Source organism: Pseudorhodoferax sp. (assembly GCF_047601025.1).
Lineage (GTDB): Bacteria > Pseudomonadota > Gammaproteobacteria > Burkholderiales > Burkholderiaceae_C > Pseudorhodoferax.
Genome location: NZ_JASGJZ010000001.1, coordinates 1,604,267 through 1,629,938 on the forward strand (window position 1 = coordinate 1,604,267; position 25,672 = coordinate 1,629,938).

Annotated in this window: 25 protein-coding genes; 17 read left to right on the forward strand and 8 right to left on the reverse strand. The window is 72.2% G+C overall.

Annotation, left to right across the window (positions count from 1 at the left end):
• Nucleotides 1–28 precede the first annotated feature (28 nt).
• Genes QM782_RS07495 through QM782_RS07510 form a run of 4 tightly spaced genes read right to left on the reverse strand, consistent with a single transcriptional unit; the run spans nucleotide 29 to nucleotide 4,182 of the window.
• Entirely contained in the window at nucleotides 29–835 is an 807-nt protein-coding gene (locus tag QM782_RS07495) for an SDR family oxidoreductase (RefSeq protein WP_415202287.1), read from the reverse strand.
• A 55-nt stretch (nucleotides 836–890) separates the two neighbouring features.
• Entirely contained in the window at nucleotides 891–1,703 is an 813-nt protein-coding gene (locus QM782_RS07500) for a D-glutamate cyclase family protein (RefSeq protein WP_415202288.1), read from the reverse strand.
• Nucleotides 1,700–3,145 (reverse strand): dihydropyrimidinase, encoded by a 1,446-nt coding sequence (gene hydA / locus QM782_RS07505; RefSeq protein ID WP_415202289.1) that lies wholly within the window; start codon nucleotides 3,143–3,145, stop codon nucleotides 1,700–1,702. The genes QM782_RS07500 and hydA overlap by 4 nt, the downstream gene beginning before the upstream one ends.
• Nucleotides 3,142–4,182 (reverse strand): ABC transporter substrate-binding protein, encoded by a 1,041-nt coding sequence (locus QM782_RS07510; protein ID WP_415202290.1) that lies wholly within the window; start codon nucleotides 4,180–4,182, stop codon nucleotides 3,142–3,144. Before QM782_RS07510 ends, hydA begins: the two co-directional genes overlap by 4 nt.
• Before the next feature lie 223 nt (nucleotides 4,183–4,405).
• Between QM782_RS07510 and QM782_RS07515 the strand changes: the two genes are divergently transcribed.
• The 10 genes from QM782_RS07515 (at nucleotide 4,406) to QM782_RS07560 (ending at nucleotide 15,324) form a co-directional block, all read left to right on the forward strand.
• Entirely contained in the window at nucleotides 4,406–5,104 is a 699-nt protein-coding gene (locus QM782_RS07515) for a GntR family transcriptional regulator (protein WP_415202291.1), read from the forward strand.
• Nucleotides 5,105–5,109: 5 nt separating this feature from the next.
• On the forward strand, nucleotides 5,110–5,571 hold the full coding sequence (locus tag QM782_RS07520) for a putative toxin-antitoxin system toxin component, PIN family (protein ID WP_415202292.1): 462 nt from the start codon (nucleotides 5,110–5,112) through the stop codon (nucleotides 5,569–5,571).
• Nucleotides 5,572–5,701: 130 nt separating this feature from the next.
• Nucleotides 5,702–6,550, forward strand: a complete 849-nt coding sequence (locus QM782_RS07525; RefSeq protein ID WP_415202293.1) for a UPF0149 family protein — start codon at nucleotides 5,702–5,704, stop codon at nucleotides 6,548–6,550.
• Nucleotides 6,551–6,618: 68 nt separating this feature from the next.
• Complete coding sequence (locus QM782_RS07530; protein ID WP_415202294.1) at nucleotides 6,619–8,016, forward strand: class I SAM-dependent methyltransferase; 1,398 nt, start codon at nucleotides 6,619–6,621, stop codon at nucleotides 8,014–8,016.
• Nucleotides 8,017–8,024: 8 nt separating this feature from the next.
• Nucleotides 8,025–9,425, forward strand: a complete 1,401-nt coding sequence (locus QM782_RS07535; protein WP_415202295.1) for a sensor histidine kinase — start codon at nucleotides 8,025–8,027, stop codon at nucleotides 9,423–9,425.
• Between the two features lie 21 nt (nucleotides 9,426–9,446).
• The gene (locus QM782_RS07540) at nucleotides 9,447–10,595 is read left to right on the forward strand and encodes an ATP-binding protein (RefSeq protein ID WP_415202296.1); all 1,149 of its coding nucleotides are present in this window, start codon (nucleotides 9,447–9,449) and stop codon (nucleotides 10,593–10,595) included.
• Nucleotides 10,592–11,581, forward strand: a complete 990-nt coding sequence (locus QM782_RS07545) for a response regulator (protein WP_415202297.1) — start codon at nucleotides 10,592–10,594, stop codon at nucleotides 11,579–11,581. Before QM782_RS07540 ends, QM782_RS07545 begins: the two co-directional genes overlap by 4 nt.
• Nucleotides 11,582–11,599: 18 nt before the next feature.
• Entirely contained in the window at nucleotides 11,600–11,989 is a 390-nt protein-coding gene (locus QM782_RS07550) for an MAPEG family protein (protein WP_415202298.1), read from the forward strand.
• Between the two features lie 81 nt (nucleotides 11,990–12,070).
• Complete coding sequence (gshA, locus tag QM782_RS07555) at nucleotides 12,071–13,363, forward strand: glutamate--cysteine ligase (RefSeq protein WP_415202299.1); 1,293 nt, start codon at nucleotides 12,071–12,073, stop codon at nucleotides 13,361–13,363.
• 92 nt (nucleotides 13,364–13,455) lie between these two features.
• Nucleotides 13,456–15,324, forward strand: coding sequence for a potassium transporter Kup (locus QM782_RS07560; RefSeq protein WP_415202300.1), 1,869 nt, complete (start codon nucleotides 13,456–13,458; stop codon nucleotides 15,322–15,324).
• Between the two features lie 73 nt (nucleotides 15,325–15,397).
• On the opposite strand, the gene QM782_RS07565 is transcribed toward QM782_RS07560, so the two are convergent.
• Both QM782_RS07565 and QM782_RS07570 read right to left on the reverse strand, forming a co-directional pair.
• Complete coding sequence (locus QM782_RS07565; RefSeq protein WP_415202301.1) at nucleotides 15,398–15,736, reverse strand: DUF4148 domain-containing protein; 339 nt, start codon at nucleotides 15,734–15,736, stop codon at nucleotides 15,398–15,400.
• 176 nt (nucleotides 15,737–15,912) lie between these two features.
• Nucleotides 15,913–16,170 (reverse strand): DUF3297 family protein, encoded by a 258-nt coding sequence (locus tag QM782_RS07570; RefSeq protein WP_415202302.1) that lies wholly within the window; start codon nucleotides 16,168–16,170, stop codon nucleotides 15,913–15,915.
• A gap of 64 nt (nucleotides 16,171–16,234) precedes the next feature.
• On the opposite strand from QM782_RS07570, the gene QM782_RS07575 reads away from it, so the two are divergent.
• A complete protein-coding gene (locus QM782_RS07575; RefSeq protein WP_415202303.1) occupies nucleotides 16,235–17,419 on the forward strand; it encodes a benzoate/H(+) symporter BenE family transporter in 1,185 nt (394 codons plus the stop codon).
• Nucleotides 17,416–18,363 (forward strand): glutathione synthase, encoded by a 948-nt coding sequence (gene gshB / locus QM782_RS07580; protein WP_415202304.1) that lies wholly within the window; start codon nucleotides 17,416–17,418, stop codon nucleotides 18,361–18,363. Before QM782_RS07575 ends, gshB begins: the two co-directional genes overlap by 4 nt.
• Here the strand turns inward: gshB and QM782_RS07585 are convergent.
• Complete coding sequence (locus tag QM782_RS07585) at nucleotides 18,293–19,297, reverse strand: LysR family transcriptional regulator (RefSeq protein ID WP_415202305.1); 1,005 nt, start codon at nucleotides 19,295–19,297, stop codon at nucleotides 18,293–18,295. The two genes, gshB and QM782_RS07585, sit on opposite strands and share 71 nt — an antisense overlap.
• Before the next feature lie 88 nt (nucleotides 19,298–19,385).
• Between QM782_RS07585 and QM782_RS07590 the strand changes: the two genes are divergently transcribed.
• The gene (locus QM782_RS07590) at nucleotides 19,386–20,708 is read left to right on the forward strand and encodes a sulfatase (RefSeq protein WP_415202306.1); all 1,323 of its coding nucleotides are present in this window, start codon (nucleotides 19,386–19,388) and stop codon (nucleotides 20,706–20,708) included.
• 193 nt (nucleotides 20,709–20,901) lie between these two features.
• Nucleotides 20,902–21,876, forward strand: coding sequence for a Bug family tripartite tricarboxylate transporter substrate binding protein (locus QM782_RS07595; RefSeq protein WP_415202307.1), 975 nt, complete (start codon nucleotides 20,902–20,904; stop codon nucleotides 21,874–21,876).
• Here QM782_RS07595 and QM782_RS07600 read toward each other — a convergent pair whose 3' ends face one another.
• Nucleotides 21,877–22,857: a Bug family tripartite tricarboxylate transporter substrate binding protein gene (locus tag QM782_RS07600; protein ID WP_415202308.1), complete on the reverse strand. Its 981-nt coding sequence runs from the start codon at nucleotides 22,855–22,857 to the stop codon at nucleotides 21,877–21,879.
• A gap of 153 nt (nucleotides 22,858–23,010) precedes the next feature.
• Between QM782_RS07600 and QM782_RS07605 the strand changes: the two genes are divergently transcribed.
• Genes QM782_RS07605 through QM782_RS07615 form a run of 3 tightly spaced genes read left to right on the forward strand, consistent with a single transcriptional unit; the run spans nucleotide 23,011 to nucleotide 25,630 of the window.
• Complete coding sequence (locus QM782_RS07605) at nucleotides 23,011–24,006, forward strand: ABC transporter ATP-binding protein (protein ID WP_415202309.1); 996 nt, start codon at nucleotides 23,011–23,013, stop codon at nucleotides 24,004–24,006.
• The gene (locus tag QM782_RS07610; protein WP_415202310.1) at nucleotides 24,003–24,824 is read left to right on the forward strand and encodes an ABC transporter permease; all 822 of its coding nucleotides are present in this window, start codon (nucleotides 24,003–24,005) and stop codon (nucleotides 24,822–24,824) included. The genes QM782_RS07605 and QM782_RS07610 overlap by 4 nt, the downstream gene beginning before the upstream one ends.
• Nucleotides 24,825–24,826: 2 nt before the next feature.
• On the forward strand, nucleotides 24,827–25,630 hold the full coding sequence (locus QM782_RS07615; protein ID WP_415202311.1) for an ABC transporter permease: 804 nt from the start codon (nucleotides 24,827–24,829) through the stop codon (nucleotides 25,628–25,630).
• Nucleotides 25,631–25,672: the final 42 nt, after the last annotated feature.

Genomic DNA, 25,672 nt, shown 5'->3' on the forward strand with positions numbered 1-25,672 from the left:
CCCCCCGCGGGGGGCGGGCTGGGCGCGTTCAAACGGCGCGGATGTTGCCGCCGTCGCAGCGCAGCATGCTGCCGGTGATGTAGGCCGCCGGCACGCTGGCGACGAAGGCGGCCAGCGCGCCGAATTCGGCCGGGTCGCCGTAGCGGCCCAGGGGGATGCCGGCGGTGGAGCGCTGGCGCACCTGCGCGGGCGTAAGCGCCTCGCGCGCCGCGATGGCCTCGTCGGTGCGCTGCACGCGCTCGGTGTCGATGCGGCCCGGCACCAGGATGTTGGCCGTGATGCCGTCGCGGGCGACCTCGGCCGACAGCGTCTTGGACCAGGGCACCAGCGCGGCGCGCAGGCTGTTGGAGATGCCCAGCACCGGCAGCGGCTGCAGCACGCCCGAGGACACCACCGTCAGGATGCGCCCCCAGCCCCGCGCGCGCATGCCGGGCAGCAGCAGGTCGGTGAGCACGATGACCGGCAGCACCATCTCCTCGAAGGCCGTGCGCCAGGCCTGCGGGCCGTGGCCGCTGGCGCCGCCGTAGTCCGGCCCGCCGGTGTTGTTGACGAGGATGTCGATCGGGCCGAAGCGCTGCGCCAGCTGCGCGGCGAAGGCGGCCAGGCCCTCGGTGTCCCCGAGTGCGAGGCCGAAGGCCTCGACCTGCGCCGCGGCGTGGCCCGCGGCCCGGCCCTCGTTGCGCAGCGCCTCGGCCGCCGCGGCCAGCCGGGCCGCCTCGCGGCCGGTGATGGCCACGTGCGCGCCTTCGCGCACCAGCGCGCGGGCGATGCCTTCGCCGATGCCGCGGTTGCCGCCCAGCACCAGGGCGCGTTTGCCTGCCAGTCCGAGGTCCATGGGAACTCCTTGCGTATGGGCTGCGTGGGAAAGTAAGGAAGGAAAGCGTAGGCCGCTACACCGGCGCGGGCAGGTCGGTCACCAGCATGCAGCCGGGCCGGTGGGTGGCGTAGCGCGGCACGCCGGCGCGGCACAGGGCCTCGTGCGCCGTCAGGCCGCAGCCCCAGTACAGCATGGTCTCGCCGGGCAGCGGCGGCAGGGGTTCGCCGAAGTCGGGCCGGCGCAGGTCGCGGATGCCCAGCGCCGCCGGGTCGCCCTGGTGCAGCGGCGCGCCGTGGGCCTGGGGCAGGCGGGCGCCCAGGCGCCGCACGGCGGGGACGTCCGCATCGGCGAAAGGCCGCGCGGACACCACGATGGGCCCGTGGAAGCGCCCGGCGGGCGTGGCGGCGAGCCGGGTGCGGAACAGGCCGCCCTGGATGCCCTGCTCCAGGTGCCGCATGCGCACGCCGGCGGCCGCCAGCGCCGCCTCCTGCGAGAACCAGCAGCCCACCACCACCGCGACGTCGTCGGGCCGCCAGTGGGCGAGCAGGTCCGCGGGCGCGCCGGCGGGTTGGCCGCCGGCCCAGAGCTGGTAGCCGCCGAGGTCGCGCCGCACGTCGATGTCCTCCCCCAGCGCGGGCAGGGCCGGGTCGCCGGGCCGGCCCACGGCCAGCAGCGGCAGCGGCCCGGGATTGCGGCGGCAGAACTCGGCGAACTCCGCCGCCGCCTCGGCCGGCAGCACCACCAGGTTGCCCTGCAGGAAGCCCGGCGCCAGCCCCGAGGTGGTGCCCGCATGGCCCGCGCGCGCGGCCAGGCGCACGGCCCTGGGCGAGGCGCCGGGCCCCGGCCGCGCCGCCGCGCCCGCCGGCGCATCGGCGGCGCGCGTCATGGCGCAGCCCTCAGCGGAATGCCGTGCCGCCCGCGCCGCAGGAAGCGGCCCTGGCCGGGGCGGCCGCGCAGCTCTCCGTCGGCGCAGACCAGCTCGCCGCGCAGCCACACGTGCGTGGGCCAGCCGGTCACGGCCATGCCGGCGTAGGGCGTGTAGTCCACGTTGTGGTGCAGCAGGGCGTTGTCGATCACGGTGCGGCGCTGCGGGTCCCACAGCGCCAGGTCGGCGTCGGCGCCGACGGCGATCTGGCCCTTGCGCGGCAGCAGCCCGTACAGGCGCGCCGGCGCGGTGCAGCACAGCTCGACGAACTCCGCCAGCGTGAGCCGGCCGGCCATGACGCCTTCGGAGAACAGCAGCGGCAGGCGCGTCTCCAGCCCCGGGATGCCGTTGGCGATGAAGCGGAACGAGGCCTTGGGGCCGTACTTGAGCTTGCCGCTCTCGTCGAAGCGGTAGGGCGCGTGGTCGGAGGAGACCAGCGACAGCGCCCCGCTCTGCAGGCCGCGCCAGACGAAGGGCGCGTTCTCGCGCGCGCGCGGCGGCGGGCTGCACATGCACTTGGCGCCGTCCTCGGCGTGCAGGTCCTCGCTGCCGAGGAACAGGTACTGCGGGCAGGTCTCGGCGACGATGGGCAGCCCGCGGGCGCGCGCGCCGGCGATCACCTCGATGGCCTCGCGCCCCGAGACGTGCACGATCAGCAGCGGCGCCTCGGCCAGCTCCGCCAGCGCCACCGCGCGGAAGGTGGCTTCGCGCTCGACCAGCATGGGCCGCGAATCTGCGTGGTAGCGCGGCGCCGTCCGGCCCTGCCGCTCCAGGCGCTCGGTGAGCCACAGGATGCAGTCCAGGTTCTCGGCGTGCACCATGGTCAGCGTGCCGCACTGGCGCGCGGCGTCCAGCACCTCCAGCACCTGCAGGTCCGACAGCCGCAGCGCCTCGTAGGTCAGGTAGATCTTGACCGAGGTGTAGCCTTCGGCGGCCAGCGCGGGCAGCTCCTGCGCCAGCACCTCCTGCGTCGGGTCGGACACGATGAGGTGAAAGCCGTAGTCCACGTGCGAGCGGCCTTCGGCGCGCGCATGGTAGGCCGCCACCGCCGCGCGCAGCGACTGGCCCTTGAACTGCGGCGCGAAGGGGAGGATGGTCGTCGTGCCGCCGAAGGCGGCCGAGCGGCTGCCGCTGGCGAAGTCGTCGGCCATCTGCGCGCCGCGCGCGGCGCTGCCGGGATTGGGCGGCTGGTCGATGTGGCAGTGCGCGTCCACCCCGCCGGGCAGCACCCAGCGCCCCGCCGCGTCGAAGCGCGTGCGCCCGCCCGCGATGCGCTCGGCCAGCGCGGCGATGCGGCCGGCGCGGATGCCGATGTCGCAGCGCGCCAGGCCCTGGCCGACGAAAACCTCGCCGCCATGCAGCACCGTGTCGAAGTCCGCGTCCATGGATTCGGGCGATCTCATCGCGGCAGCCGGCGGTCGGCCGCGGCCGGCACGAAGCGGCCGTCGTAGATGCTGGCCGGCGTGGGCTTGGCGGGCAGCCCGAAGGCGTCCGCCACGGTGTCGATCTGGCCGGCCAGGCGCGCCGCGTCCACCGCGCCCAGGCCGCCGGCGCGCGTGGCGGGGCTGTCGATCTGGTTGCGCAGCAGCCACTGGAGCTTCTCGGCCTCGATGGCCTTGTTGACCAGCGGGTCGCGCTTGGCCAGGGCGTCGATGGCGGCGGCCGGGTCGGCCAGCGCGTCGCGCCAGCCTTGGGCGGTAGCCTGGACGAAGGCCCGCACCACCTCGGGCCGGGTCTCCAGCAGCCTGCGCGAGACCATCAGCGCGTTGCCGTACAGGTCCAGCCCGAAGTCGGCATAGCGCAGGAAGACCACGTCCTCCTGCTTCAGGCCCATGGTCTTGAGGTTGAACCAGACGCTGGAGTCGAAGCCCATGACCGCGTCCACGTCGCCGCGCGCGAGCACGGTCTCCCGCACGCGGATGTCGACGTTCTCGACCGTGACCCTGGATGCGTCCAGCCCGGTGCGTTTGGCGAAGGCGGGGAACATGCGGTAGGCGCCGTCGCTCACCGGGCCGGCGACCTTGCGGCCGGCCAGGTCGGCGGGTTGGGCGATGCCGCTCTTCTTCAGCGCCACCACCGACAGCGGGCTGTTGGCGTAGACCATCAGCACGGCGACCGGCGCCTGCTGCGGGTTGCGCGCCGCGAACTCGATCAGCGAACTGCTGTCGGCGAAGCCGAAGTCGTAGGAGTTGTTGCCCAGCCGGCTCAGCACGTCGCCGGTGCCGTTGGAGGCGTCCAGCGTCACGTCCAGCCCGGCGGCCTTGAAGTAGCCGCGCTGCTGCGCCAGGAACCAGGGGGCGTTCGAGCCGTCGGGCTTGTAGTTGAGCGAGAACTTGACGGCGGTCTGGGCCGAGGCCGCCGCGCCGCCCAGCAGCGCCAGGGCCATGGCGGCCGCGAGACCGAGACGGTGGCCCCAGCGGGGCAGGGAAGCAAGGCGCATGGTGGTTCCGTGGTGGGTGGAGGGGCCGGCGCGCGCCGCACCGGCGCACACCTGGCCTGCACCACGCAATGCGCGGGCCGTGCCTGCGGCGATACTCCGGGAAATCAACCGCTTGGGGCCGCATTGCGCGCAATCGATGCGCTCAATTGCGCGGATGGCGCGCTGCGTGCACCATGCCGGCTCCACCGAACGCCCCAGCCTGGCCCCTGCCCGCCCCCGCCCCATGATGCGTGGACCCACCCCCGACGACGACGCCGTGTACCGCCAGCTCCACGCGGCCATCGTCGACCAGCGGCTGCCCGCCGGCAGCCGCCTGACCGAAACGGCGCTGGCCGAGCTGCTGTCGGCCTCGCGCCGCCACGTGGACAAGGCGCTGTGGCGCCTGGTGCAGGAAAAGCTGGTGCGCATGCGCCGCAACGCCGGCGCCTGGGTGGCGGCGCCCAGCCTGCAGGAGGCGCGCGAGATCTACGGCCTGCGGCTGGTGGTCGAGGAGGCCGCCGCGCGCCAGGCCTGCACCGCCTGGCGCCCCGAGGGCCTGCGCACGCTCAAGGCCAACCTGGCCGCCGAGGAGGCGGCGCAGCGCCGCGGCGACCTGCGCGAGGCGGTGCGCCTGAGCGGCGAATTCCACGTGCTGCTGGCCCGCGTGGCCGGCAACACCGAGCTGGCGCGCGTGGTCGAGCAGCTCGTCGCCCGCACCAGCCTGGTCACCCAGCTCCACGCCAACCCCGACGGCCTGGGCTGCTGGCACAGCCAGCACCACGGGCTGGTGGAGGCCATCGCCCAGCGGCAGGCCGACCGGGCCGCGGCGCTGATGCGCGCACACCTGCTGGAACTGGAGGAGGCGCTGCGCGTGCGCCCGCCCGCCTCGCGCCACCACGAATTGGAGCGCGCGCTGAAGCGGCCGCTGCCGCCACCGGCATGACCGAAATGCCACCGCCCACGACCCCGGCACCGGTGGTGCTGGACACCCAGGTCGTGCTGGACCTGCTGCTGTTCGGCGACGCCTCCACCGACGCGCTGCGGACCGCGCTCGACGCCGGCCGGCTGCAGTGGATCGCCACCGCGGCGATGCGCGAGGAGCTGGCGCGCGTGCTGGCCTATCCCCGCATCGCCGCCTGGGCCGCGCGCCACGGCCGGGTGGCGGAGGCGGTGCTGGCGGGCTTCGACGCGCGCGCCCGCCGGGTGGACGCGGCGCCGCCGGCCGCGCCGCGGTGCGCCGACCCCGACGACCAGGTGTTCATCGACCTGGCCATCGCCCACCGCGCGCTGCTGCTCAGCAAGGACCGCCATGTGCTCATCATGCGCGCGAGTCTTGCTTTCTTTTCGGTTGAAGTTGTGAAACAATTAAATACGGATGGTCCTGCAGGCGGACAGTCGGCGCGCGGTTGACGCGGTGCCGCGCTGGCGCCCTTGAAGGCTGTCGCCGCCGTATGCCTGTGTGCGTACCCGAGCGGTCCGCACTCCTCTTTCCGCGCCCTCCCGGACGGGCGTCGTTGGCAGTCTTGCAATCGGTTTCCGAATGTCTCCATCACCTGTGGCCGCCGCCGTGGCAGCCTCCCCCCTGGGCCCCGAGGACTACGAGCAGCTCGACGCCTGGCTCGACGAGGCGCGGGAACGTCATCCGCACACGCCCCAGTGGGAGTTCTGCGAGGGCTTCCTGGCGGCGCTGGTGTGCTGCCGCAGCGCGATCGCGCCGGCCGACTACTGGCCCGAACTGTTCGACACCGACGCCTCGCCGGACGAGTTGTTCGGCACGCCGGAGCGCCGCGCCGCCTTCGAGCAGCTGTGGGCGCGCCGCTGGCAGGAGGTCGCCGCCAGCCTGCAGGCCGACGTGGAAGACCTGCAGGACGAGCGCGCCTACTGCCCGCAGGTGACCGATGTGCGCAGCGCGCTGGCCGCGCTGCCCCCGGCCGAGCGCGCCGAGGCGCTGGACCTGGCGCCGGACGCCGACATCGACGCCGCGCTGGCGGAGCTGCCCTGGTTCGGCCAGGTCTGGGCCCTCGGCTTCCTGCAGGTGGTGCAGAGCTGGCCCTGGGAATGGCAGGCGCCGAGCCGCGACAAGCCGGCCGCCCGCGCGCTCGACGAGGCGCTGGCCACGCTGGCCACGCTGGCCGAGGACGACGCCGGCCCGCCCGAAGTGGCGGCCTACGAGACCGCGGACGGCCAGGACGGCCCGCCCAGCATGTCGGTCGCCCGGCTGGAAGGCTTCGGCGAGGCCATCTGGGCCGTCTACGACCTGCATGCCATCGGCCGCGCGCTGGGCCCGCGCGTCGAGCCGGTGCGCCGCGCCGGGCAGCCCGGCCGCAACGATCCCTGCCCCTGCGGCAGCGGCAGGAAGTTCAAGAAGTGCCATGGCGGCACCGCCTGAGAAGCAGTGAACGAAGCCCTCGCGAGCACGCGAGGCCCCTGATGCCCGCCTTCCACGAGGTCCGTGCCGTGTTGTCCCCCCGCGCCATCGATGCCGTCGTCACCTTCCGCAACAGCCAGGGCGAGATCGTCCGCGGCGTGCTGACCAACCACCAGCGCCGTTCGCTGGTGATGGAGATCTACAACCCCTATTCCATCGTGCAGGTCAGCGAGGTCCTGAGCGAGCTGACCGTGCGCGCCGGCGAGCGGCCGGTCTACCGCGGCAAGGCCGTGGTCGTGAGCCTGCTGAACACCGGGCTGATGGCCGTGGTCTCGGTCACGCTGATCGACGAATGGGACGAGCTGGCCGTGATGGGGCACGATCCGGCCTCGTTCGCGCAGCAGGCCAGCGCCTTCGTGGAGGAATGGAACCAGCGCTTCCGGATCGGCGAGCGCTACCAGGTCGCGGTCAGCGAGCTGCGGGCCTACCTGTCCGACGTGTCGCGCTGGGTCGACCAGGCCGACATGGCCGCCACGCTGCCCAAGGACGACGAGGGCCGGCTGCGCAAGGATGTGTTCTTCGAGATCGCCGAGCCGCTGATGCTGCGCGCGCGCGGCTACTTCGACCGGCTGGAGGAGGTCGCGCGCGAGGTGCCCGAGCCGCTGCAGGCCGTGCACCGCACCTTCGCGCAGACCGCGATCCACCCGCTGATCCTGCGCGCGCCCTTCGTCTACCGCACCTTCGCCAAGCCGCTGGGCTACGCGGGCGACTACCAGATGGTCAACCAGATGCTGTCGGACCCGCGCGACGGCGCCAGCACCTACTTCCAGATCATCAACGCGCTGTTCCTGAACGCCGCGGTGGCACGCGCGCACCGCAACCGCATCGACATCCTGGTGGACACGCTGGCGCCGCTGCCGCAGGTGCAGCCCGGGCACGACGGGCCGGTGCGCGTGCTGAACGTGGGCTGCGGCCCGGCCATCGAGATCCAGCGCCTGATCGCCGACCATCCGACGCCGGGCCGGCTGGCCTTCACGCTGATGGACTTCAGCGAGGAGACGCTGGCCTACACGCGCGGCAAGATCGAGGAGGCCTGCCGCCGGCGCGGCGTGGACGTGCCGATCACGCTGGTCCACGAGTCCGTGCACAACCTGCTCAAGCGCGCCTCGGGCGACCGCCCGGCGCTGGACGACGCCTTCGATTTCGTGTACTGCGCAGGATTGTTCGACTACCTGTCGGACAAGGTCTGCCACCGGCTGCTGCAGTACTTCGCCGGCCGCACGCGGCCCGGCGGCGGCATGCTGGTGACCAACGTGCACGGCAGCAACCCGGAGAAAGGCATCATGGAACACCTGCTGGAATGGCACCTGATCTACCGCGACGAGGCCGGCATGCAGACGCTCGCCCCCGAGGACACGCAGGTCCAGCGCATCTGGACCGACGCCACCGGCGTCAACGTGTTCATGCAGCTGGCCACCGCTGGCTGAACCCCGCCATGGACGCCGCCCTGCACCGCGACTACCAGGCCGAGCTGGCGGAGTTCCGCCTGGCCTACAGCCGCACCGGCTGCGCCGTGGCCTGCGTGCTGGTGGCCGGCGGCGTGGCGCTGGACCGGGCCTTCTATCCCGCCCAGGCCGGCGAGCTGGGCCTGGTGCGCGGCCTCACCACGCTGGCGCTGATGGGCCTGCTGGCGCTGCTGTACACCGCCCCGGCCCGGCGCTGGGCGCGCGAGCTCACGCTGCTGTGGCTGGTGCTGCCGCAGCTGATGATCGGCTGGATGATCTACGACACCCAGGGGGCCGCCTCCCCCTACGTGTTCGGCCTGAGCCTGGCGCTGTACGCGGCCGGCATCCTGATGCCGATGAGCTTCCTGCAGAGCGTGGGGCTGGGCGTGTTCACCTGCGCCATCTACTTCGCGGCCTGCATGGCCCACGCGCGCGGCTGGGCCATCGCGCCGGAGCTGCTGGGCAACACCGTGTTCCTGCTGTTCTCGGTGACGATCTCGGCCGGCTGCACCTTCTACAACGAGCGCGGGCGCCTGCGGCTGTTCGCGCTGCAGCACGAAGTGTCGGAGAAGAACGCCTCGCTGCAGCAGACCAACCAGAAGCTGGCCCAGATCAAGGGGCACATGGTGCAGCAGGAAAAGATGGCGGCGCTGGGCACGCTGTCGGCGGGGCTGCTGCACGAGGTCAACAACCCGGTCAACTACAGCATGATGGCGCTGAACATGGCGCTGGCGGACCCGGCCGTGGCCACCAGCGCCGACCTCAAGGAGAGCCTGACCGACGCCAAGGACGGCATGCTGCGCGTGCAGCGCATCGTGACCGACCTGAAGACCTTCGCCTACCAGAAGCCCGGCGCCTCGCCGGCGCGCGTGTTCCTGTTCGAGAAGGCACTGCAGTCCGCGCTGCGGCTGACCGGCTTCGAGCTCAAAGGCGTCGCGGTGGACACCGACCTGCCGCTGGACACGCACGTGGTCGGCGACGAGCCGGCCATGATCGGCGTGCTGGTCAACCTGCTCGGCAACGCCGCGCTGGCGCTGCGCAAGGCCCGGCAGGCCCGGCCGGCGCTGGAGCCGCGGATCACGGTGCGCGCCGAGCACCAGGCCGGGCGGCTGGCCGTGCACGTGCGCGACAACGGCACCGGCATCGCGCCCGAGCACCTGACCCGCGTGTTCGAACCGTTCTTCACCACGCGCGAGGTCGGCCAGGGCCTGGGCCTGGGCCTGTCGGTCTGCTATGCCATCGTGCAGCGCCACGGCGGGCTGCTGACCGTGGAGAGCGAAGAGGGCGCCTGGACACAGTTCAGCTTCGACCTGGCGCTGGCCGACAACAACCCCGAGGCGGCGCGCACGGGCGCCGCGGCGCCCGCGCCCCCGAGCGTGGCCCACGCCTGACCCGAACGAGGAGCGCCGCCCATGAGGATGCCGCTGGACGCCAACACGGTGCTGCTGGTCGACGACGAGACGCTGGCGCGCAAATGGTTCTGCCGAACCTACGGGAACGAGTTCCAGATCGAGGCCGTGGCCAGCGTCGACGAGGCCCTGGCGGTGCTGCACCGCCGCGCCGGGCACATCGCCGTGGTCGTCACCGACTACCGCATGCCGCACCGCAGCGGCCTGGACCTGCTGCGCGAGCTGCAGCGCCAGTACCGCCACCTGGTGCCGGTGCTGTCCACCGCCTACGCCGACAAGGAAATGGCGATCGCAGCCGTCAACGAGGGCCGCGTGTTCCGCATCCTGGAAAAGCCGCTGGAGGAGGAGGCCACGCGGCAGACGCTGCGCGACGCGCTGGACTGGCACCGCCTGCGCGCCCGCGAGCGCGCGCTGAACGAAGGCCGCGTGATGGCCGTGCGCGAGACGCTGGGCTTCCTGGCGCACGAGCTGAACACCCCGCTGGGCACGGTGCGCGGCTACATGAGCGCGCTGCGCGACCGCTACCAGCCGCTGGCCGCGGACGACGGCCGGGCCGTGTTCACCGAGCACCGCAGCGGCGAGATCATCGCCGCCATCGATTCGGCCGAGCGGCGCGCGCTGTACTGCCAGTCGCTGGTCGCCAGCTTCGTGCAGTCCGCGCGCGACGCCCATCCCGGCACGCCGGACAGGCCGCTGCACGCCAGCGCGCTGCTGCGCGCGCTGCAGGCCGAGTACCCGTTCGACGGCGACGAGCTGCAGTGGCTGGCGCTGCAGCCGCAGCAGGACTTCGCGCTGCCGGGCCGGCGCGACCTGCTGTACCTCGTGCTGTGCACGCTGACCAAGAACGCGCTGCTGGCGCTGCGCGGCCGGCCCGCGCCGCGCCTGGCCATCGCCTACGGCCGCGGCCTGCCGGGGCAGCCCGGGCGGCCCTGGATCCGCTTCGCCGACAACGGCCCCGGCGTCGCGCCGGAGATCCTGCCGCGCCTGACGCACGAACCTGTGACCACCCGCGCCGGCCATGGCGGCCACGGCATGGGGCTGGTGTTCTGCCGGCGCGTCATGCAGGCCTTGGGCGGCGACATCGACATCCAATCCGAACCGGGCCAGGGCTGCACCGTGACCCTGGCCTTCCCCAACATCGAGGACACATGAACCACCACACCGCGAAGATCCTGTACGTGGACGACGAGGCCATGTCGCTGAAGTACTTCGAGCGGCTCGTGTCGCCGCTGGCGCCGGTGCTGACGGCTTCCTCCGTGGAGGCCGGCAAGGCCGTGCTGGCGCAGCACGCCGACGAGATCGCGGTGCTGGTCTCCGACCAGCGCATGCCCGGCGCCTACGGCAACGAGCTGCTGCGCCACGCGCACGACCACTATCCGCACATCGTGCGCATGCTGACCACGGCCTACTCCGAGCTGGGCGAGGCGATCGAAGCCATCAACAGCGGCCACATCTACCGCTACATCACCAAGCCCTGGGACCTGGAGAGCCTGCGCGCCGACCTGAAGAACGCGCTGGAGCTGGCCGCGCTGCGGCGCGAGCGCGACGCGCTGCTGCGCGAGAAGCTGATGGTGCAGCAGGAGCAGCTGCTGGCCGCGCGCGTGACGCAGATGGTGGTGGCCTGCGCCGGCTTCGTGCGGCCCGACCACGCCGGGCGGCTGGACGGCTTCCTGCGCGCGGCCGCGCAGGCCGGCTGCCGGCCCCCGCGCATCGACTGGCGCACCACCGACCATGCCGACCTGATGCAGGCCGAGACCGCCCGCAGCATCGCCATCGGCACCGAGCTCCAGGCCTGGGGCCGCTGGTTCGCCGAGCAGGGCACGGCGCGCCCGCCGCTGGCGGTGCTGGACGAAGCCCTGGCCGGCGCCGCCGAGATCCACGAGGGCCGGCTGATCGTGCGCGAGCGCACGCCGCTGGTCTGGCCGCTGGAGGCGCCCACGGCCGAGCCGGTCACGCCGGCCGCCACGGCCTGGCTGGCCTGGCTGCTCTGGACCGACGGCAGCGCCGCGCTGCAGCCGCACGGCGACGGGCGCTGGCTGGTCGTGCCCGCGCCGCTGCCGGGGCCGGGCAGCCTGCGCACGGACTGGATGGCCGCCGCGATCGAGCGCCTCGGTCAGGACGCCGCCCCGCGCGGCTGACCCCCCTCGGAGACCGACATGACCACCCAGCACATGACCCTGGCCTACTGGTGCCTGATCGCCGCCGCGCTGCTGCCCTGGCTGACCGCCGTCGTCGCCAAGGTCGGCGCGTTCCGCCCCGCCGACAACCGGACGCCGCGCGAATGGGCGACGCGCCAGGGCGGCTGGCGCGCCCGCGCGCTGGCCGCGCAGGCCAACGGCTACGAGGGCCTGCCGCTGTTCGTCGCCGGCGTGCTCGCGGCCCACCAGTTCGGCGCCGCGCAGGCGCGCATCGACGCGCTGGCGCTGGCCTACGTGCTGCTGCGCGTGGTCTACGTCTCGCTGTACATCCGCGACCGCAGCACGCTGCGCAGCCTGGTGTGGATGGCCGGCCTGGCGACCAGCCTGGCGCTGTTCTTCGTGCGCTGAGCGCCGTCGGCGCTTGCATCGCGGCGGCTTCACCCCATCTCCCTAGAATCCCCGCGATCCCACCCTGCCCTCGACCTGTCCATGGTTCCCCACCTCATCACCGCGCTGACCGGGCCGATCAACGAACTGGAGCAGCGCATCCTCGATTCCACGCCGGCCATCGAGCGCTGGTTCCGGCTGGAGTGGATGGAGCACACGCCGCCGTTCTACTGTTCCGTGGACCTCCGCAACGCCGGCTTCAAGCTGGCGCCAGTGGACACCAACCTGTTCCCCGGCGGCTGGAACAACCTGACCCCGGCCATGCTGCCGCTGGCCGTGCAGTCGGCCATGGCCGCGGTCGAGAAGATCTGCCCGGAAGCCAAGAACCTGCTGCTGATCCCGGAGAACCACAGCCGCAACACCTTCTACCTGGCCAACGTGGCGCAGCTGCAGCGCATCTTCCACATGGCCGGGCTGAACGTGCGCATCGGCTCGGTGGACCCGGAGATCAAGGCGCCCAAGACCATCACGCTGCCCGGCGGCGAGGAGATCACGCTCGAACCCGTGGTGCGCGGCAAGCGCCGCCTGGGGCTGAAGAACTTCGACCCCTGCACCATCCTGCTGAACAACGACCTGTCGGCCGGCGCGCCGGGCATCCTGGAGGACCTGCACGAGCAGTACCTGCTGCCGCCGCTGCACGCCGGCTGGTCGGTGCGGCGCAAGAGCCGGCACTTCCAGAGCTACGAGGAAGTCTCCAAGCGCTTCGGCAAGCTGCTGGGCATCGACCCCTGGCTGATCAACCCGATGTTCGCCAAGTGCGGCGAGGTCGACTTCGCCGAAGGCCAGGGCCTGGACTGCCTGCAGACCGGCGTGGACGCGCTGCTGGCCAAGATCCGCCGCAAGTACAAGGAATACGGCATCCGCGAGAAGCCCTTCGTCGTCGTCAAGGCCGACAACGGCACCTACGGCATGGGCATCATGACCGTGCGCGACGCGGCCGAGCTGCAGGGGCTGAACCGGCGCTCGCGCAACAAGATGGCCGTGGTCAAGGACGGCCGGCCGGTGCACGACGTGATCATCCAGGAAGGCGTGCTGACGGCCGAGCGCATGCACGACGCGGTGGCCGAGCCGGTGGTCTACATGATGGACCGCTACGTGGTCGGCGGCTTCTACCGCATCCATGCCGACCGCGGCGTGGACGAGAACCTGAACGCGCCCGGCTCGCGCTTCGTGCCGCTGGCCTTCGCCGAGAGCACGCACCTGCCGCAGCACGGCATGAAGCCCGGCGCCAGCGCGCCCAACCGCTTCTACATGTACGGCGTGATCGCCCGGCTGGCGCTGGTGGCGGCCAGCTACGAGCTGGAGGCGACCGACCCCGAGGCCGAGGTCTACTAGCCGCCCGCCCCGGCCGGTACCGGCCACGGCCCCGGGCGCACAATAGCCTTCCCGCGATTCCAGCGCCGGCGCCTGCGCCGGGCCGCCTGTCCTTGCAGAAATCCAACACCCCGCTCGCCACGCTCACGCTGGGGGCCATCGGCGTCGTCTACGGCGACATCGGCACCAGCGTGCTGTACGCGGTCAAGGAAATCTTCGGCGCCGGACACGTGCCGTTCACGGTGGCCAACGTCTACGGCGTGCTGTCCATCCTGTTCTGGACGCTGACCGTCATCGTCTCGCTGAAGTACGTGGTGCTGGTGCTGCGCGCCGACAACGCCGGCGAGGGCGGCCTGGTGGCCATGCTGGCGCTGGCCTCGCAGTCGGTGAAGGACCGGCCGCGGCTACGCCAATGGCTGCTGCTGGTCGGCATCTTCGGCACCTGCCTGTTCTACGGCGACGGCGTGATCACGCCGGCGATCTCGGTGCTGTCGGCGGTGGAAGGCCTGGAGGTCGTGTCGCCGGCCTTCCGCAAGGCCGTGATGCCGCTGACGCTGGTGATCCTGTTCGTGCTGTTCGCGGTGCAAAAGCGCGGCACGGCCGGCATCGGCCGCTTCTTCGGCCCGGTCACGCTGCTGTGGTTCGTGGCGATCGCGCTGCTGGGTGTCTCGCACATCTGGCACCACCCGGTGATCCTCCACGCGCTGAGCCCGCACCATGCGCTGTCGTTCATGTGGCGCAACCCCGGCACCAGCTTCGTCATCCTGGGCGCCGTGGTGCTGGCCGTGACCGGCGCCGAGGCGCTGTACGCCGACCTCGGCCACTTCGGCAAGCGGCCGATCCGGCTGGCCTGGTTCGCGGTGGTGATGCCGGCGCTGACGCTGAACTACTTCGGCCAGGGCGCGCTGCTGCTGAAGGACCCCGAAGCCGTGAAGAACCCGTTCTTCATGATGGCGCCGGACTGGGTGCTGCTGCCGCTGGTCGGCATGGCCACCGCGGCGACCGTGATCGCCTCGCAGGCACTGATCACCGGCGCGTTCTCGGTCACCAAGCAGGTGATCCAGCTCGGCTACCTGCCGCGGCTGCAGGTGCAGCACACCAGCGCCAAGGCCGCCGGGCAGATCTACATCCCGTTCGTGAACTGGGGCCTGTTCCTGGCCATCGCGCTGGCCGTGGGCATGTTCAAGTCGTCCAGCAACCTGGCGGCGGCCTACGGCATCGCGGTGTGCACCGACATGCTGATCACGACCGTGCTGACCTTCTTCGTGATCCGCTACGGCTGGAAGTACCCGCTGTGGCTGTGCGTGCTAGCCACGGGCTTCTTCTTCCTGGTCGATTTCGCGTTCTGGGCCTCCAACCTCATGAAGCTGTTCGACGGCGGCTGGTTCCCGCTGCTGATCGGCAGCCTGGTGTTCATGCTGATGACCACCTGGCACGAGGGCCGGCGGCTCCTGAACCAGGCGCTGCGCGCCGACGCGATCGACCTGAAGAGCTTCCTGGCCGCCGTGTTCGTGAGCCCGCCGGCGCGGGTGGACGGCACGGCCGTGTTCCTGACGGCCGAGCCCGGCAGCGTGCCGAACGCGCTGCTGCACAACCTCAAGCACAACAAGGTGCTGCACGAGCGCAACGTCTTCGTGACCGTGCGCAGCCACGAGGTACCCTGGATCGGCATGGACAAGCGCCTGCAGATCGACGCGCTGGGCCACGACTGCTGGCAGGTGGTGCTGCACTACGGCTTCAAGAACGACCCCGACCTGCCGCGCGCGCTGCAGCAGATGCGCGGGCGCGGCTGCGAGATGGAGAGCATGACGACCAGCTACTTCCTCTCGCGCGACGTGGTGGCGCCCACGATCGGCAGCGGCATGGCGCCGTGGCGCGAGAAGCTGTTCGCGCAGATGCACCTGAACGCCAGCGCTGCGGCGGACTTCCTGAAGCTGCCGAGCAACGCGGTCGTGGAGCTGGGGTCGAAGGTGGAGATCTGAGCAGGCGCCGCCTGCACGAAAAAAGGCCCGCGTCCTGCGACGCGGGCCCTTGCCTGGCTCAGGCTTCGACGGATCAGACTTCGCCGACGGTCAGCCCGCCGTGGTGCACGGCGTAGACGGCTTCGGCGCGCACGGCCTCGCGGGTCAGCGTGCTCTTGGCGGTGGCCACGGCGCTGTTGCTGTTGCTGTTGCTGTCGCCGCCTTCGGCGATCTGCTGCAGCGTGCCGTCGCGGCGGGCCTGCAGGTATTCGTTACGCACGGCCTCGCGGCTCAGGCCGCTGACGCTGGGGGAAACTTCCACCGGGACGCCGACCTCGCCACCGAAGGCGGCAATGTTGTCGGCCGCGAAGCTGGGAGCGGCGGCGAAACCAGCGGCGGCGATCAGGGCGGAGGCAAAAAACTTGGTGTTCATGGTGTTCATCCTTGCAATCGGTAGATCGATCCGGTCGGCCGGGACATCCCGGAGGACCGCTTCGATGAACCTCGTTGCGTGCGGCTCATCGATGGGATGAACTGTAATCAGGGAAAACCCGTAGACCAACCCCTGGTACAGCAACGCATTGTTGCTGCGACAGCAACAGTCGCGGCTCAAGCCTCCCGGTAGAACGCCTCGACCCGGCCCTTGAGCTTGATCAGCAGCGGCTTGCCGCGACGGTCCAGGGTCTTGCCCGCGGCGACCTTGATCCAGCCTTCGGACAGGCAATATTCCTCGACGTCGAAGCGCTCCTGGCCATTGAAGCGGATGCCCACGTCGTGCTGGAACACGGCGGCGACGTGGTGCGGGCTGCGCGGGTCGACGGACAGGTGGTCGGGCAGGGGCGGGCGGTCGGTGGCGTGCGGATTCATGCCCACAATTAGACCGCGTCCGCCGCCCGGCACGCGCCGGCCCGCCTCGGCACAATCGCGCGCCATGGGTTTCTTCAAGGATGTGAGCCTGCCGGCCTTCACGGCGGGCTTCGTGGCGGTGCTGGTCGGCTTCACCAGCTCGGTGGCCATCGTGTTCCAGGCCGCGCAGGCCTTCGGCGCCACGCCGGCGCAGACCAGTTCGTGGATGTGGGCACTGGGCCTGGGCATGGGGCTGTGCACGGCGATCCTCTCGCTGCTGTGGCGCATGCCGGTGATGGTGGCCTGGAGCACGCCGGGCGCGGCCGTGCTGGCCGTGGCCGGCGCGGGCTACGGCATGGACCAGGCCGTGGGCGCCTTCCTGCTCAGCGCGCTGGCGATCTGGCTGGCGGGCGCGACCGGCTGGTTCGAGCGGGTGATGAACCGCATCCCGATGGCCATCGCCTCGGCGCTGCTGGCCGGCGTGCTGGCACGCTTTGGGCTCGACGCCTTCGCCGCGGCGAAGACCGCGCCGGGCCTGGTGCTGCTGATGCTCGCCGTGTACCTGCTGGGCCGGCGCCGCGTGCCGCGCTACGCGGTGCCGCTGACGCTGCTGGCCGCGGTCGCGTACTGCGCGCTGCGCGGCCAGCTGGCCTGGTCGTCGGTGCGCCTGGCGCTGGCGGTGCCGCAGTTCACGGCGCCCGCGTTCAGCTGGCAGGCGGCCGTGAACCTGGCGGTGCCGCTGTTCGTGGTGACCATGGCCTCGCAGAACCTGCCCGGCGTGGCGGCGATCCGCGCGGCCGGCTACGGGCGCATGCCGATCTCGCGGCTGCTGTCGATCACCGGGCTGGCGACGCTGGTGCTGGCGCCGTTCGGCGCCTTCGCGCTGAACCTGTCGGCCATCACGGCCGCGATCTGCATGGGCCGCGAGGCGCACGAGGACCCGGACAAGCGCTACACCGCGGCCGTGTGCTGCGGCCTGCTGTACGTGCTGATCGGCGTCTTCGGCGCCACGGTCACGGGGCTGCTGACGGCGTTCCCGCGCGAACTGGTGGCCGCCATCGCCGGGCTGGCGCTGCTGGGCACGATCGGCTCCGGCCTGGCCACGGCGCTGGCCGACGAGCGGCACCGCGAGCCGGCGCTGATCACCTTCCTGGTCACGCTCTCCGGCGTGGCCATCGCCGGCATCGGCTCGGCCTTCTGGGGCGTGGTGGCCGGCGCCGCGGCGCTGTTTGTGCAACAGTACGGCTCCTCCCGCAAGAGCACCGCATGAACCTCCTCTTCGTCGCCGATCCCCTGGAAGACTTCAAGACCTACAAGGACACCACGTTCTCGATGATGCGCGAGGCCCGGCGGCGCGGCCACCGCCTCGCCGCCTGCGAGCCGCGCCACCTGCTCTGGCGCAGCGGCGGGCGGGTGCAGGCGCAGGTGCGGGAGATCACGCTGACCGGCGATGCGCAGGACTGGTTCCGCGTGGAGACCACGGGCCTGCGCGCGCTGGCCGAGTTCGACGCCGTGCTGATGCGCAAGGACCCGCCGTTCGACAGCGAATTCCTCTACGCCACGCACCTGCTGCAGCAGGCCGAGCGCGAGGGCGCGAAGGTCTTCAACCAGCCGGCCGCGCTGCGCGACCACCCGGAGAAGCTGGCCATCATGGAGTTCGCGCAGTTCACCAGCCCCACGCTGGTCACGCGCGACGCGGCCGCGGTGCGCGCCTTCCACGCCGAGCACCGGGACATCATCCTCAAGCCGCTGGACGGCATGGGCGGCATGGGCATCTTCCGCGTGAAGGCCGACGGGCTGAACCTGGGCTCCATCGTCGAGACGCTGAACAAGGACGGCGCCGAGACCATCATGGTGCAGCGCTTCGTGCCCGAGATCGCCCAGGGCGACAAGCGCATCCTGGTGATCGCCGGCCGCCCCGTGCCGTATGCGCTGGCGCGCATCCCGCAGGGCAGCGAGGTGCGCGGCAACCTGGCGGCCGGCGGCAAGGGCGTGGCGCAGCCGCTGTCCGCGCGCGACCGCGAGATCGCCGAGGCGCTGGGCCCGCAGCTGGCCGCGCGCGGCCTGCTGCTGGTGGGGCTGGACGTGATCGGCGACTGCCTGACCGAGGTCAACGTGACCAGCCCGACCTGCTTCCAGGAAATCACCGAGCAGAGCGGCTTCGACGTGCCGGCGATGTTCGTGGACGCGCTGGAGGCGGCGCTGGGGGCCTGAGGGTCGCGCCGAGGACCGCCTCGGCCTGGCGCGCCGCCACCTGCTGCACCAGCGCCGCCAGGTCGGCCATCGCCGCGTCCTCCAGCGCATCGGCGCGGCCCCACAGGTAGATCGGCCGTGGCTTGCCGGGCGCCGGCAGCGCCAGCTCGACCAGGCCGAAGCGCGGCGCCAGCCGCCGCAGCGCGAAGCACGACAGCACCGCCAGGTGCCGACCCTGGGCCAGCGTGTCCAGCAGCATGAAGGCCTCGCCCATCACCGTGAGATCCACGTGCGTGCGCTCCACTCGCGCGGCGCGCAGCATCTCGCGCACGTCCTGGTCGAACGGCGAGGCCGAACCGAGGCTGATCCAGCGCGGCGCGCCGACGGCGTCGCCGGCGTCGGCCCGCAGCGCGCCGGCCGCAGCCATCGGATGCGCCGCGCCGCAGAACACCCCCAGCACGTCGGGCACCAGCAGCCGGCGCGCGATGCCGGCCGGCGGGCGCTCCAGCCACGAGGGCGCGATCACGAGGTCGTGCCGCCCGTCGATCAGTTGCTCCACCAGCAGGTGCGGGCGGTCGCTCTGCACCGCCAGCGCCAGGTCCGGAAAGCGCTGCAGCGCCGCCTGCACCAGGTCGCCCAGCAGCGCCGCGCCGACCAGCGGGCCGGTGCCGATGCGCAGTTGCCGGCGTATGCCGTGGCGGTGGCGCGCCGTGACCTCGGCCGCATCCTTGAGCCGCCGCGCGATGGCGCGGCCCTCGCGCGCCAGCATCTCGCCGAGCGGCGTGCTGCGCACGCCATAGCGGCTGCGCTCGAACAATTGGCCGCCGGCCTGCATCTCCAGCGTCTGCATGTTGTGCGTGAGCGTGGGCTGTGTCAGGTGCAGGTGCCGGCTGGCCTGCGTGATGGAGCCCTTTTCCAGAATGGTGGCCAGTTGCACCAGGTGCCGAGGGTCCATAGAAATACTTATGGTTAGCAACCAGTTTTCAATTTTACGGATGCATCGGCAAGCCCTAAGCTGTGCGTCCGAACGAGGAAACCCCTGCATGCGCCCCAACATCATCTTCATCGTTGCCGACGACCTGGGCTTCGCCGACCTGGGCTGCTACGGCGGCCGGCCGGCCGGCTTCGGCGCGGTCTCGCCGCACATCGACGCGCTGGCCGCAAACGGCCTGCGCTTCACCGAGGGCTACAGCAACTCGCCGGTGTGCTCGCCCACGCGCTTCGCGCTGATGACCATGCGCTACCAGTACCGGCTGCGCGGCGGCATGGAGGAGCCGATCAACAGCCGCAGCAAGGGCAACCCGAAGCTGGGCCTGCCGCCGGAGATCCCGACGCTGCCGGCGCTGCTGCGCGAGGCCGGCTACGCGACCGCGCTGGTCGGCAAGTGGCACCTGGGCTACCCGCCGGCCTGCGGCCCGCTGCGCTCGGGCTACGAGCGCTTCTACGGCATCATGGCTGGCGGCGTGGACTACTTCAGCCACCGCTCCAGCAAGGGCGACCACGACCTGTTCGAGGGCGAGAACGAGCGCCACGACGTGGGCTACCTGACGGACCTGCTGTCCCGGCGCGCGGTGGACTACGTGCGCGGCCAGGCGGGCGCGGTGCGCGGCGGCCAGCCCTTCTTCCTGAGCCTGCACTACACGGCGCCGCACTGGCCCTGGGAGACGCGCGACGACGCGCACCTGGCCGAGCAGGTCGCGCACAACCTGTTCCACCTGGACGGCGGCAACGTGGAGACCTACCGCCGCATGATCCACCACATGGACGAGGGCATCGGCCAGCTCGTGCAGGCGCTGCGCGACGAAGGCCTGCTGGAGAACACGCTGATCGTGTTCACCAGCGACAACGGCGGCGAGCGCTTCTCGGACAACTGGCCGCTGGTCGGCGGCAAGATGGACCTGACCGAAGGCGGTATCCGCGTGCCCTGGATCGCGCACTGGCCGGCCGGCATCCCGGCCGGCACGACCACGGCCCAGCACTGCATGAGCATGGACTGGTCGGCCACGCTGCTGGAGATCGGCGGCGGCCGGCCGCACCCGGACTACCCGCTGGACGGCGTCTCGCTGGCCGCGGTGCTGCGCGATCCGGCGCACCGCTTCGAGCGTCCGCTGTACTGGCGCATGAACCACCGCGGCCAGCGCGCCGTGCGCAAGGGCGACTGGAAATACCTGAAGGTCGATGCGCACGAGTACCTGTTCAACGTGGCGCAGGACGCGCGCGAGCGCGCCAACCTCGCGCACCGGCACCCCGAGACCTTCGCCGCGCTGCGCGCCGACTGGCTGGCCTGGGACGCCACGGTGCCCGCGATCCCCGAGGACGCCAGCGTGAGCCTGGGCTACTCGACCCAGGACATGCCGCAGCGCTGACCTTTTCCACGGCCGCGTCGCCCCCCAGGCGAACCAGCGCCCCCAGGGGCCTGGGCCTGCGGCGCCGCAGCCTGCCTGCGCAGGCCCGGAGCAGCCGAAGGGACGCCGCGTCTCGCGACGCCACGCCCAGCAGCCCTCGCATCGCAGGGGATGCGTGGGGCCCTTTTTCGACCACTTGCAAGGAGACATCCGCATGAAGACCCGCACCGCCGCCCTGCGCGCCGCCGCGCTGTTCGCCCTCGGCGCCTGCGCCGCGCTCGGCGCCCAGGCCTGGCCCGACAAGACCCTCAAGCTGATCTCGCCGTCCACGCCCGGCGGTCCGCCGGACGCCTACGCCCGCGCGCTGGCCGACCTGATGGCCAAGGAGCTGGGCCAGGCCGTGATCGTCGAGAACTCGCCGGCCGTGGGCGGCATGGTGGCCATGCAGTCGATGGCGCGCACGCCGGCCGACGGCTACACGCTGGTCATCGGCACGGCCGGCGCGGTGACGATCACCCCCAGCGCCAACCCCAAGGCGCGCTACCAGCCCGGCGACTTCACCCACATCTGCCAGGGCGTGGAGGCCGGCCTGGTGCTGGCCTCCTACCCCGGCGTGCCAGCCCGGGACTTCAAGGAGCTGGCGCAGTGGATCCAGGCGCAGCAGACGCCGCCGACCTACTCGTCGTTCGCGCCGGGCTCGCCGGCGCACTTCCTCGGCCACCAGCTCGGCGAGGCCCTGAACGTGGAGATGACGCACGTGGCCTACCGCAGCAGCCCCACGCAGATCACCGACATGCTGGGCGGCGTCGCGCCGCTGGGCTTCGTGCAGACGGCCACGGCCGCGCCGCACATCCGCGCCGGCAAGCTGCGCGCCTATGCCAGCACGGCCGGCCAGCGCAGCGCCGAACTGCCGGACGTGCCGACCGTGGCCGAAGTCGGCCTGCCGCAGCTGCAGACCACGGTGTGGTTCGGCCTGTCCGGCCCCAAGGGCCTGCCGGCGCCCGTGGTGCAGCGGCTGACCGAGGTGCACCAGAAGATCGTGGCCTCGCCGGAATTCCGCCAGCGCATGGCCGCCTCCGGCCTCGTGCCCTCGCCCGGCATCTGCGGCGACGCCTTCCTCGCGAAGATCACCGCAGAGTCCGCGCGCTGGGCGCGCATCGTCAAGGCGACGGGCTTCGCCGCCGACTGATCACTGCGGCACCAGGCCCGCCGCCTTGACCAGCTCGGCGTGCAGCCGCAGCTCCTGCGCGATGGTCTGCTGCAGCTGCTCGGGCGTGGAGGGCGCCGGGTCCATGCCGGCGTCGCGCAGCTGGGCCTGCACCTCGCCGGCGGCCAGGATGGCGTGGACCTCGCGGTTCAGCCGGTCGACCAGCGCGCGCGGCGTGCCCGCCGGCGCCAGCAGGCCGATCCAGGCCGACATCGCCAGCCCGTCGAACCCGGCCTCGCGCATGGTCGGCACCTCGGCCAGCAGCGGCGAGCGCTGCTCGCCCATCACCGCCAGCCCGGCCAGCTTGCCCGAGCGGATGTGCGGCAGCACCTCGGGCATGGGCGAGAACATCAGGTCCACGTTGCCGCCCAGCAGGTCGTTGATCGCCAGCGCGCCGCCCTTGTAGGGCACGTGCAGCATGCGCGCCTTGGTGCGCGTCTGGAACATCAGCGCGGCCAGGTGCTGCGGGCTGCCGTCGCCCGAGGAGGCGTAGGTCAGGCCCTCCGGCCGGGCCCGGGCGGCGGCCAGCACGGCCGCCACGTCGGGAAACTTCTGCCGGTCGCGCGCCGCCAGCACCATGGGCTGGTTCACGAGCTTGGTGATCGGCGCGAAGTCGGCCTGCGGGTCGTAGGGCAGCTCCTTGAAGATGCTCTTGTTGGTGGTCAGGAACGAGGCTGGCGAGGCCATCAGCGTGTAGCCGTCCGGCGCGGCCTTGGCCACCAGCGGCAGGCCGATGCGGCCGGACGCGCCGGCCTTGTTGTCCACGACGAAGGGCTGGCCCAGCGTGGCGGCCAGCTTCTGGCCGACCAGGCGCGCGATCATGTCCACGCTGCCGCCGGCCGGCAGCGCCACGAGCAGCTTGATCGGCCGGTCGGGATAGCGGTCCTGCGCCCAGGCAGGCGCGGCCAGGGCCGCGATGCCGAGCGCACCGGCCAGGCAAGAACGTCTGCGTCGAATGTCCATGGAAACGGGTCCTCGGGGATGGCGGGCGCGGAATCGGCCCACCCCACCACGAGCATGCATCGTGCCATCGCGCCGCTACGCAGGCGGGCGCCGATGGTCCGGCTGGCCGGGCCGTAGAATCCGCGCCCTTTTCCGGCCGGAACACGCCCTCGCATGCCGCAGATCGTCGTCGAGCAGCTGTGCAAGACCTACCGCATCGCCGAGCGCGCACCGGGCCTACTGGGTGCGCTGCGCGGCCTGTGGCGGCGGCGCCAGCGCCAAGTGCGGGCGCTGGACGGCGTGTCGTTCCAACTGCAGCGCGGCGAACTGCTGGGCTTCATCGGCCCGAACGGCGCCGGCAAGTCCACCACAGTCAAGATCCTGGCCGGCATCCTGCGACCCGACGGCGGCCGCGTGGTGGTGGACGGGCGCGACCCGTTCGCTGATCGGCAGCGGCACGTGAGCCGCGTCGGCGTGGTGTTCGGCCAGCGCACCCAGCTGTGGTGGGATCTGCCGGTGGGCGAGGGCTTCGACCTGCTGCGCGACATCTACCGCGTGCCGTCGCAGCGCTACCGCGCGGCGCGCGACGAACTGGTCGCGCTGTTGCAGCTCGAGCGCGTGCTGGCGCAGCCGGTGCGCCAGCTCTCCCTGGGCCAGCGCATGCGCGCGGAGATCGCGGCCGCGCTGCTGCACGCGCCGGACCTGCTGTTCCTGGACGAGCCGACGATCGGCCTGGACGCGCCCTCCAAGCTCGCGGTGCGGGACTTCGTGCGCCGCATGAACCGCGAGCGCGGCACCACGGTGCTGCTGACCACGCACGACATGCACGACATCGAGGCACTGGCCGGGCGCGTGATCGTGATCGGCCACGGCCGTGTCCTGGCCGACAGCCCGGTGGCGGCGCTGCGTGCACAGGTCATGGCCGAACGCCGGCTGGTCGTCGATTTCGCCGGCGCGCCACCAGCCACGCCGGCCCTGCCCGGCGTGCGCGAGATCGCGCGCGAGGCCCGCACGCTGGTGCTGGGCTTCGACCCGGCGCAGGTGGCGGCGCCGGTGCTGATCGCGCGCATCGCCGCCACGCACGCGGTGGAGGACATCCGGCTCGAAGGCCTGGCGATCGAGGAGGTCATCACGCGCTTCTACGCGCTGCACGGGGCAGCTGAAGGATGACACCGGCCTGCCGCGCCCTCTTCGTCTCGCGCTTCCTGCAGGTACTGCAGTACCGCACCGCCGCGCTGGCGGGCTTCGGCACGCAATGCTGGTGGGGCGGCATCAAGGTCATGGTGCTGGCGGCCTTCTTCGGCCAAGCCGCGAACCGCGCGCCCGCCATGACGCTGGCCCAGGCCATCACCTACACCTGGGCCGCGCAGGGCCTGCTGGCGCTGCTGCCCTGGAGCGGCGACCCGGAGGTGGCTCTGGCCGTGCGCACCGGCGCCGTGGCCTACGACCGGCTGCGGCCGGTCGATGCCTACACGCTATGGTTCGCGCGCAGCGCCGGCTGGATCGCCGCGCGCGTGCTGCCGCGGGTGGCGCTAATGGCCGCATTCGCTGCCGTACTGCTGCCGCTGGTCGGCTTCGCCGCATGGTCCTGGCAGCCGCCAGCCGGGGCGGCCGCGGCGGCCGGCTTCGCACTCTCGGCTGGGCTGGCACTGCTGCTGTCCACGGCGCTGGTGATGCTGCTGAACGTCGCGGCGGCGGCCACGCTGGATGCGCGCGGCATCAACGCCTTCGCCACGCCGCTGGCGGTCCTGCTGTCGGGCAACCTGCTGCCGCTGGCGCTGCTGCCTGAGGGCTGGCAGGCGGCGCTGCTGCTGCAACCGCTGGCCGGCCTGCTGGACATTCCGATGCGGCTGTACATGGGGCGGGCGCCGGGCTTGCAGGCGGCCGGGCTGCTGGCGCTGCAGGCATTCTGGGTCGCTGCGCTGGTAGCGCTCGGCCGCGCATGCATGGCACGCGTGATGGCGCGGCTGGAAATACAGGGCGGATAGACATGACGCACCTGCGCCTGTTCGTCCGCCTGGCCGCCGCCTCGCTGCGCGGCCAGCTGCGCTATCCGGCTTCGGCGCTGCTGCTGACGCTGTCGCAGTTCCTGTCCACGGGTATCGAAGTGGTCGGCATCTGGGCACTGTTCGACCGCTTCGGCACGGTGCAGGGCTGGCGTCTGGGCGAGGTCGCGCTGTTCTACGGGCTGGTGCACGCGATGTTCGCGCTGGCCGATGCGCTGGGGCGCGGCTTCGACGTCCTGGGCACCGAGTTCCTGCGCACCGGCGCCTTCGACCGGCTGCTGCTGCGGCCGCGCCCGCTCGCGCTGCAACTGATGGCGCACGAGGTGCGGCTGAGCCGCGCCGGCCGGCTGCTGCAGGCTCTGGCCGTGCTGGCGTTCGCGAGTTGGCAGGCGCCGATCGCATGGACACCCACCAGCGCCGCGCTCGCGCTGGCCTGCGTAGCCGGCGGCGTGGCGCTGTTCTTGGGCATTCTGGTGCTGCAGGGCACGCTGGCGTTCTGGACCGTGGAAAGCCTGGAGATCGCCAACGTGTTCACCTACGGCGGCGTGGAGGCCGGCCAGTACCCGATGGCCCTGTACGCACGCTGGGCCCGACGATTGCTGACCTTCGCCGTGCCGCTGGCCTGCGTGGCCTACTACCCGGGCCTGGCCATCCTGGGCCGGCCCGACCTGCTGGGTGCGCCGCCCTGGCTGGGCTGGGTATCGCCGCTGGCGGGCTTCGCGTTCCTGGGGCTGTCGTTCCTCGGCTGGCGCCAGGGCGTGCGGCACTACGCGTCGACCGGCAGCTGAGGCGCGAATCCCCGCCTCCGGCAAGCCTTTACCGGTGCTGCG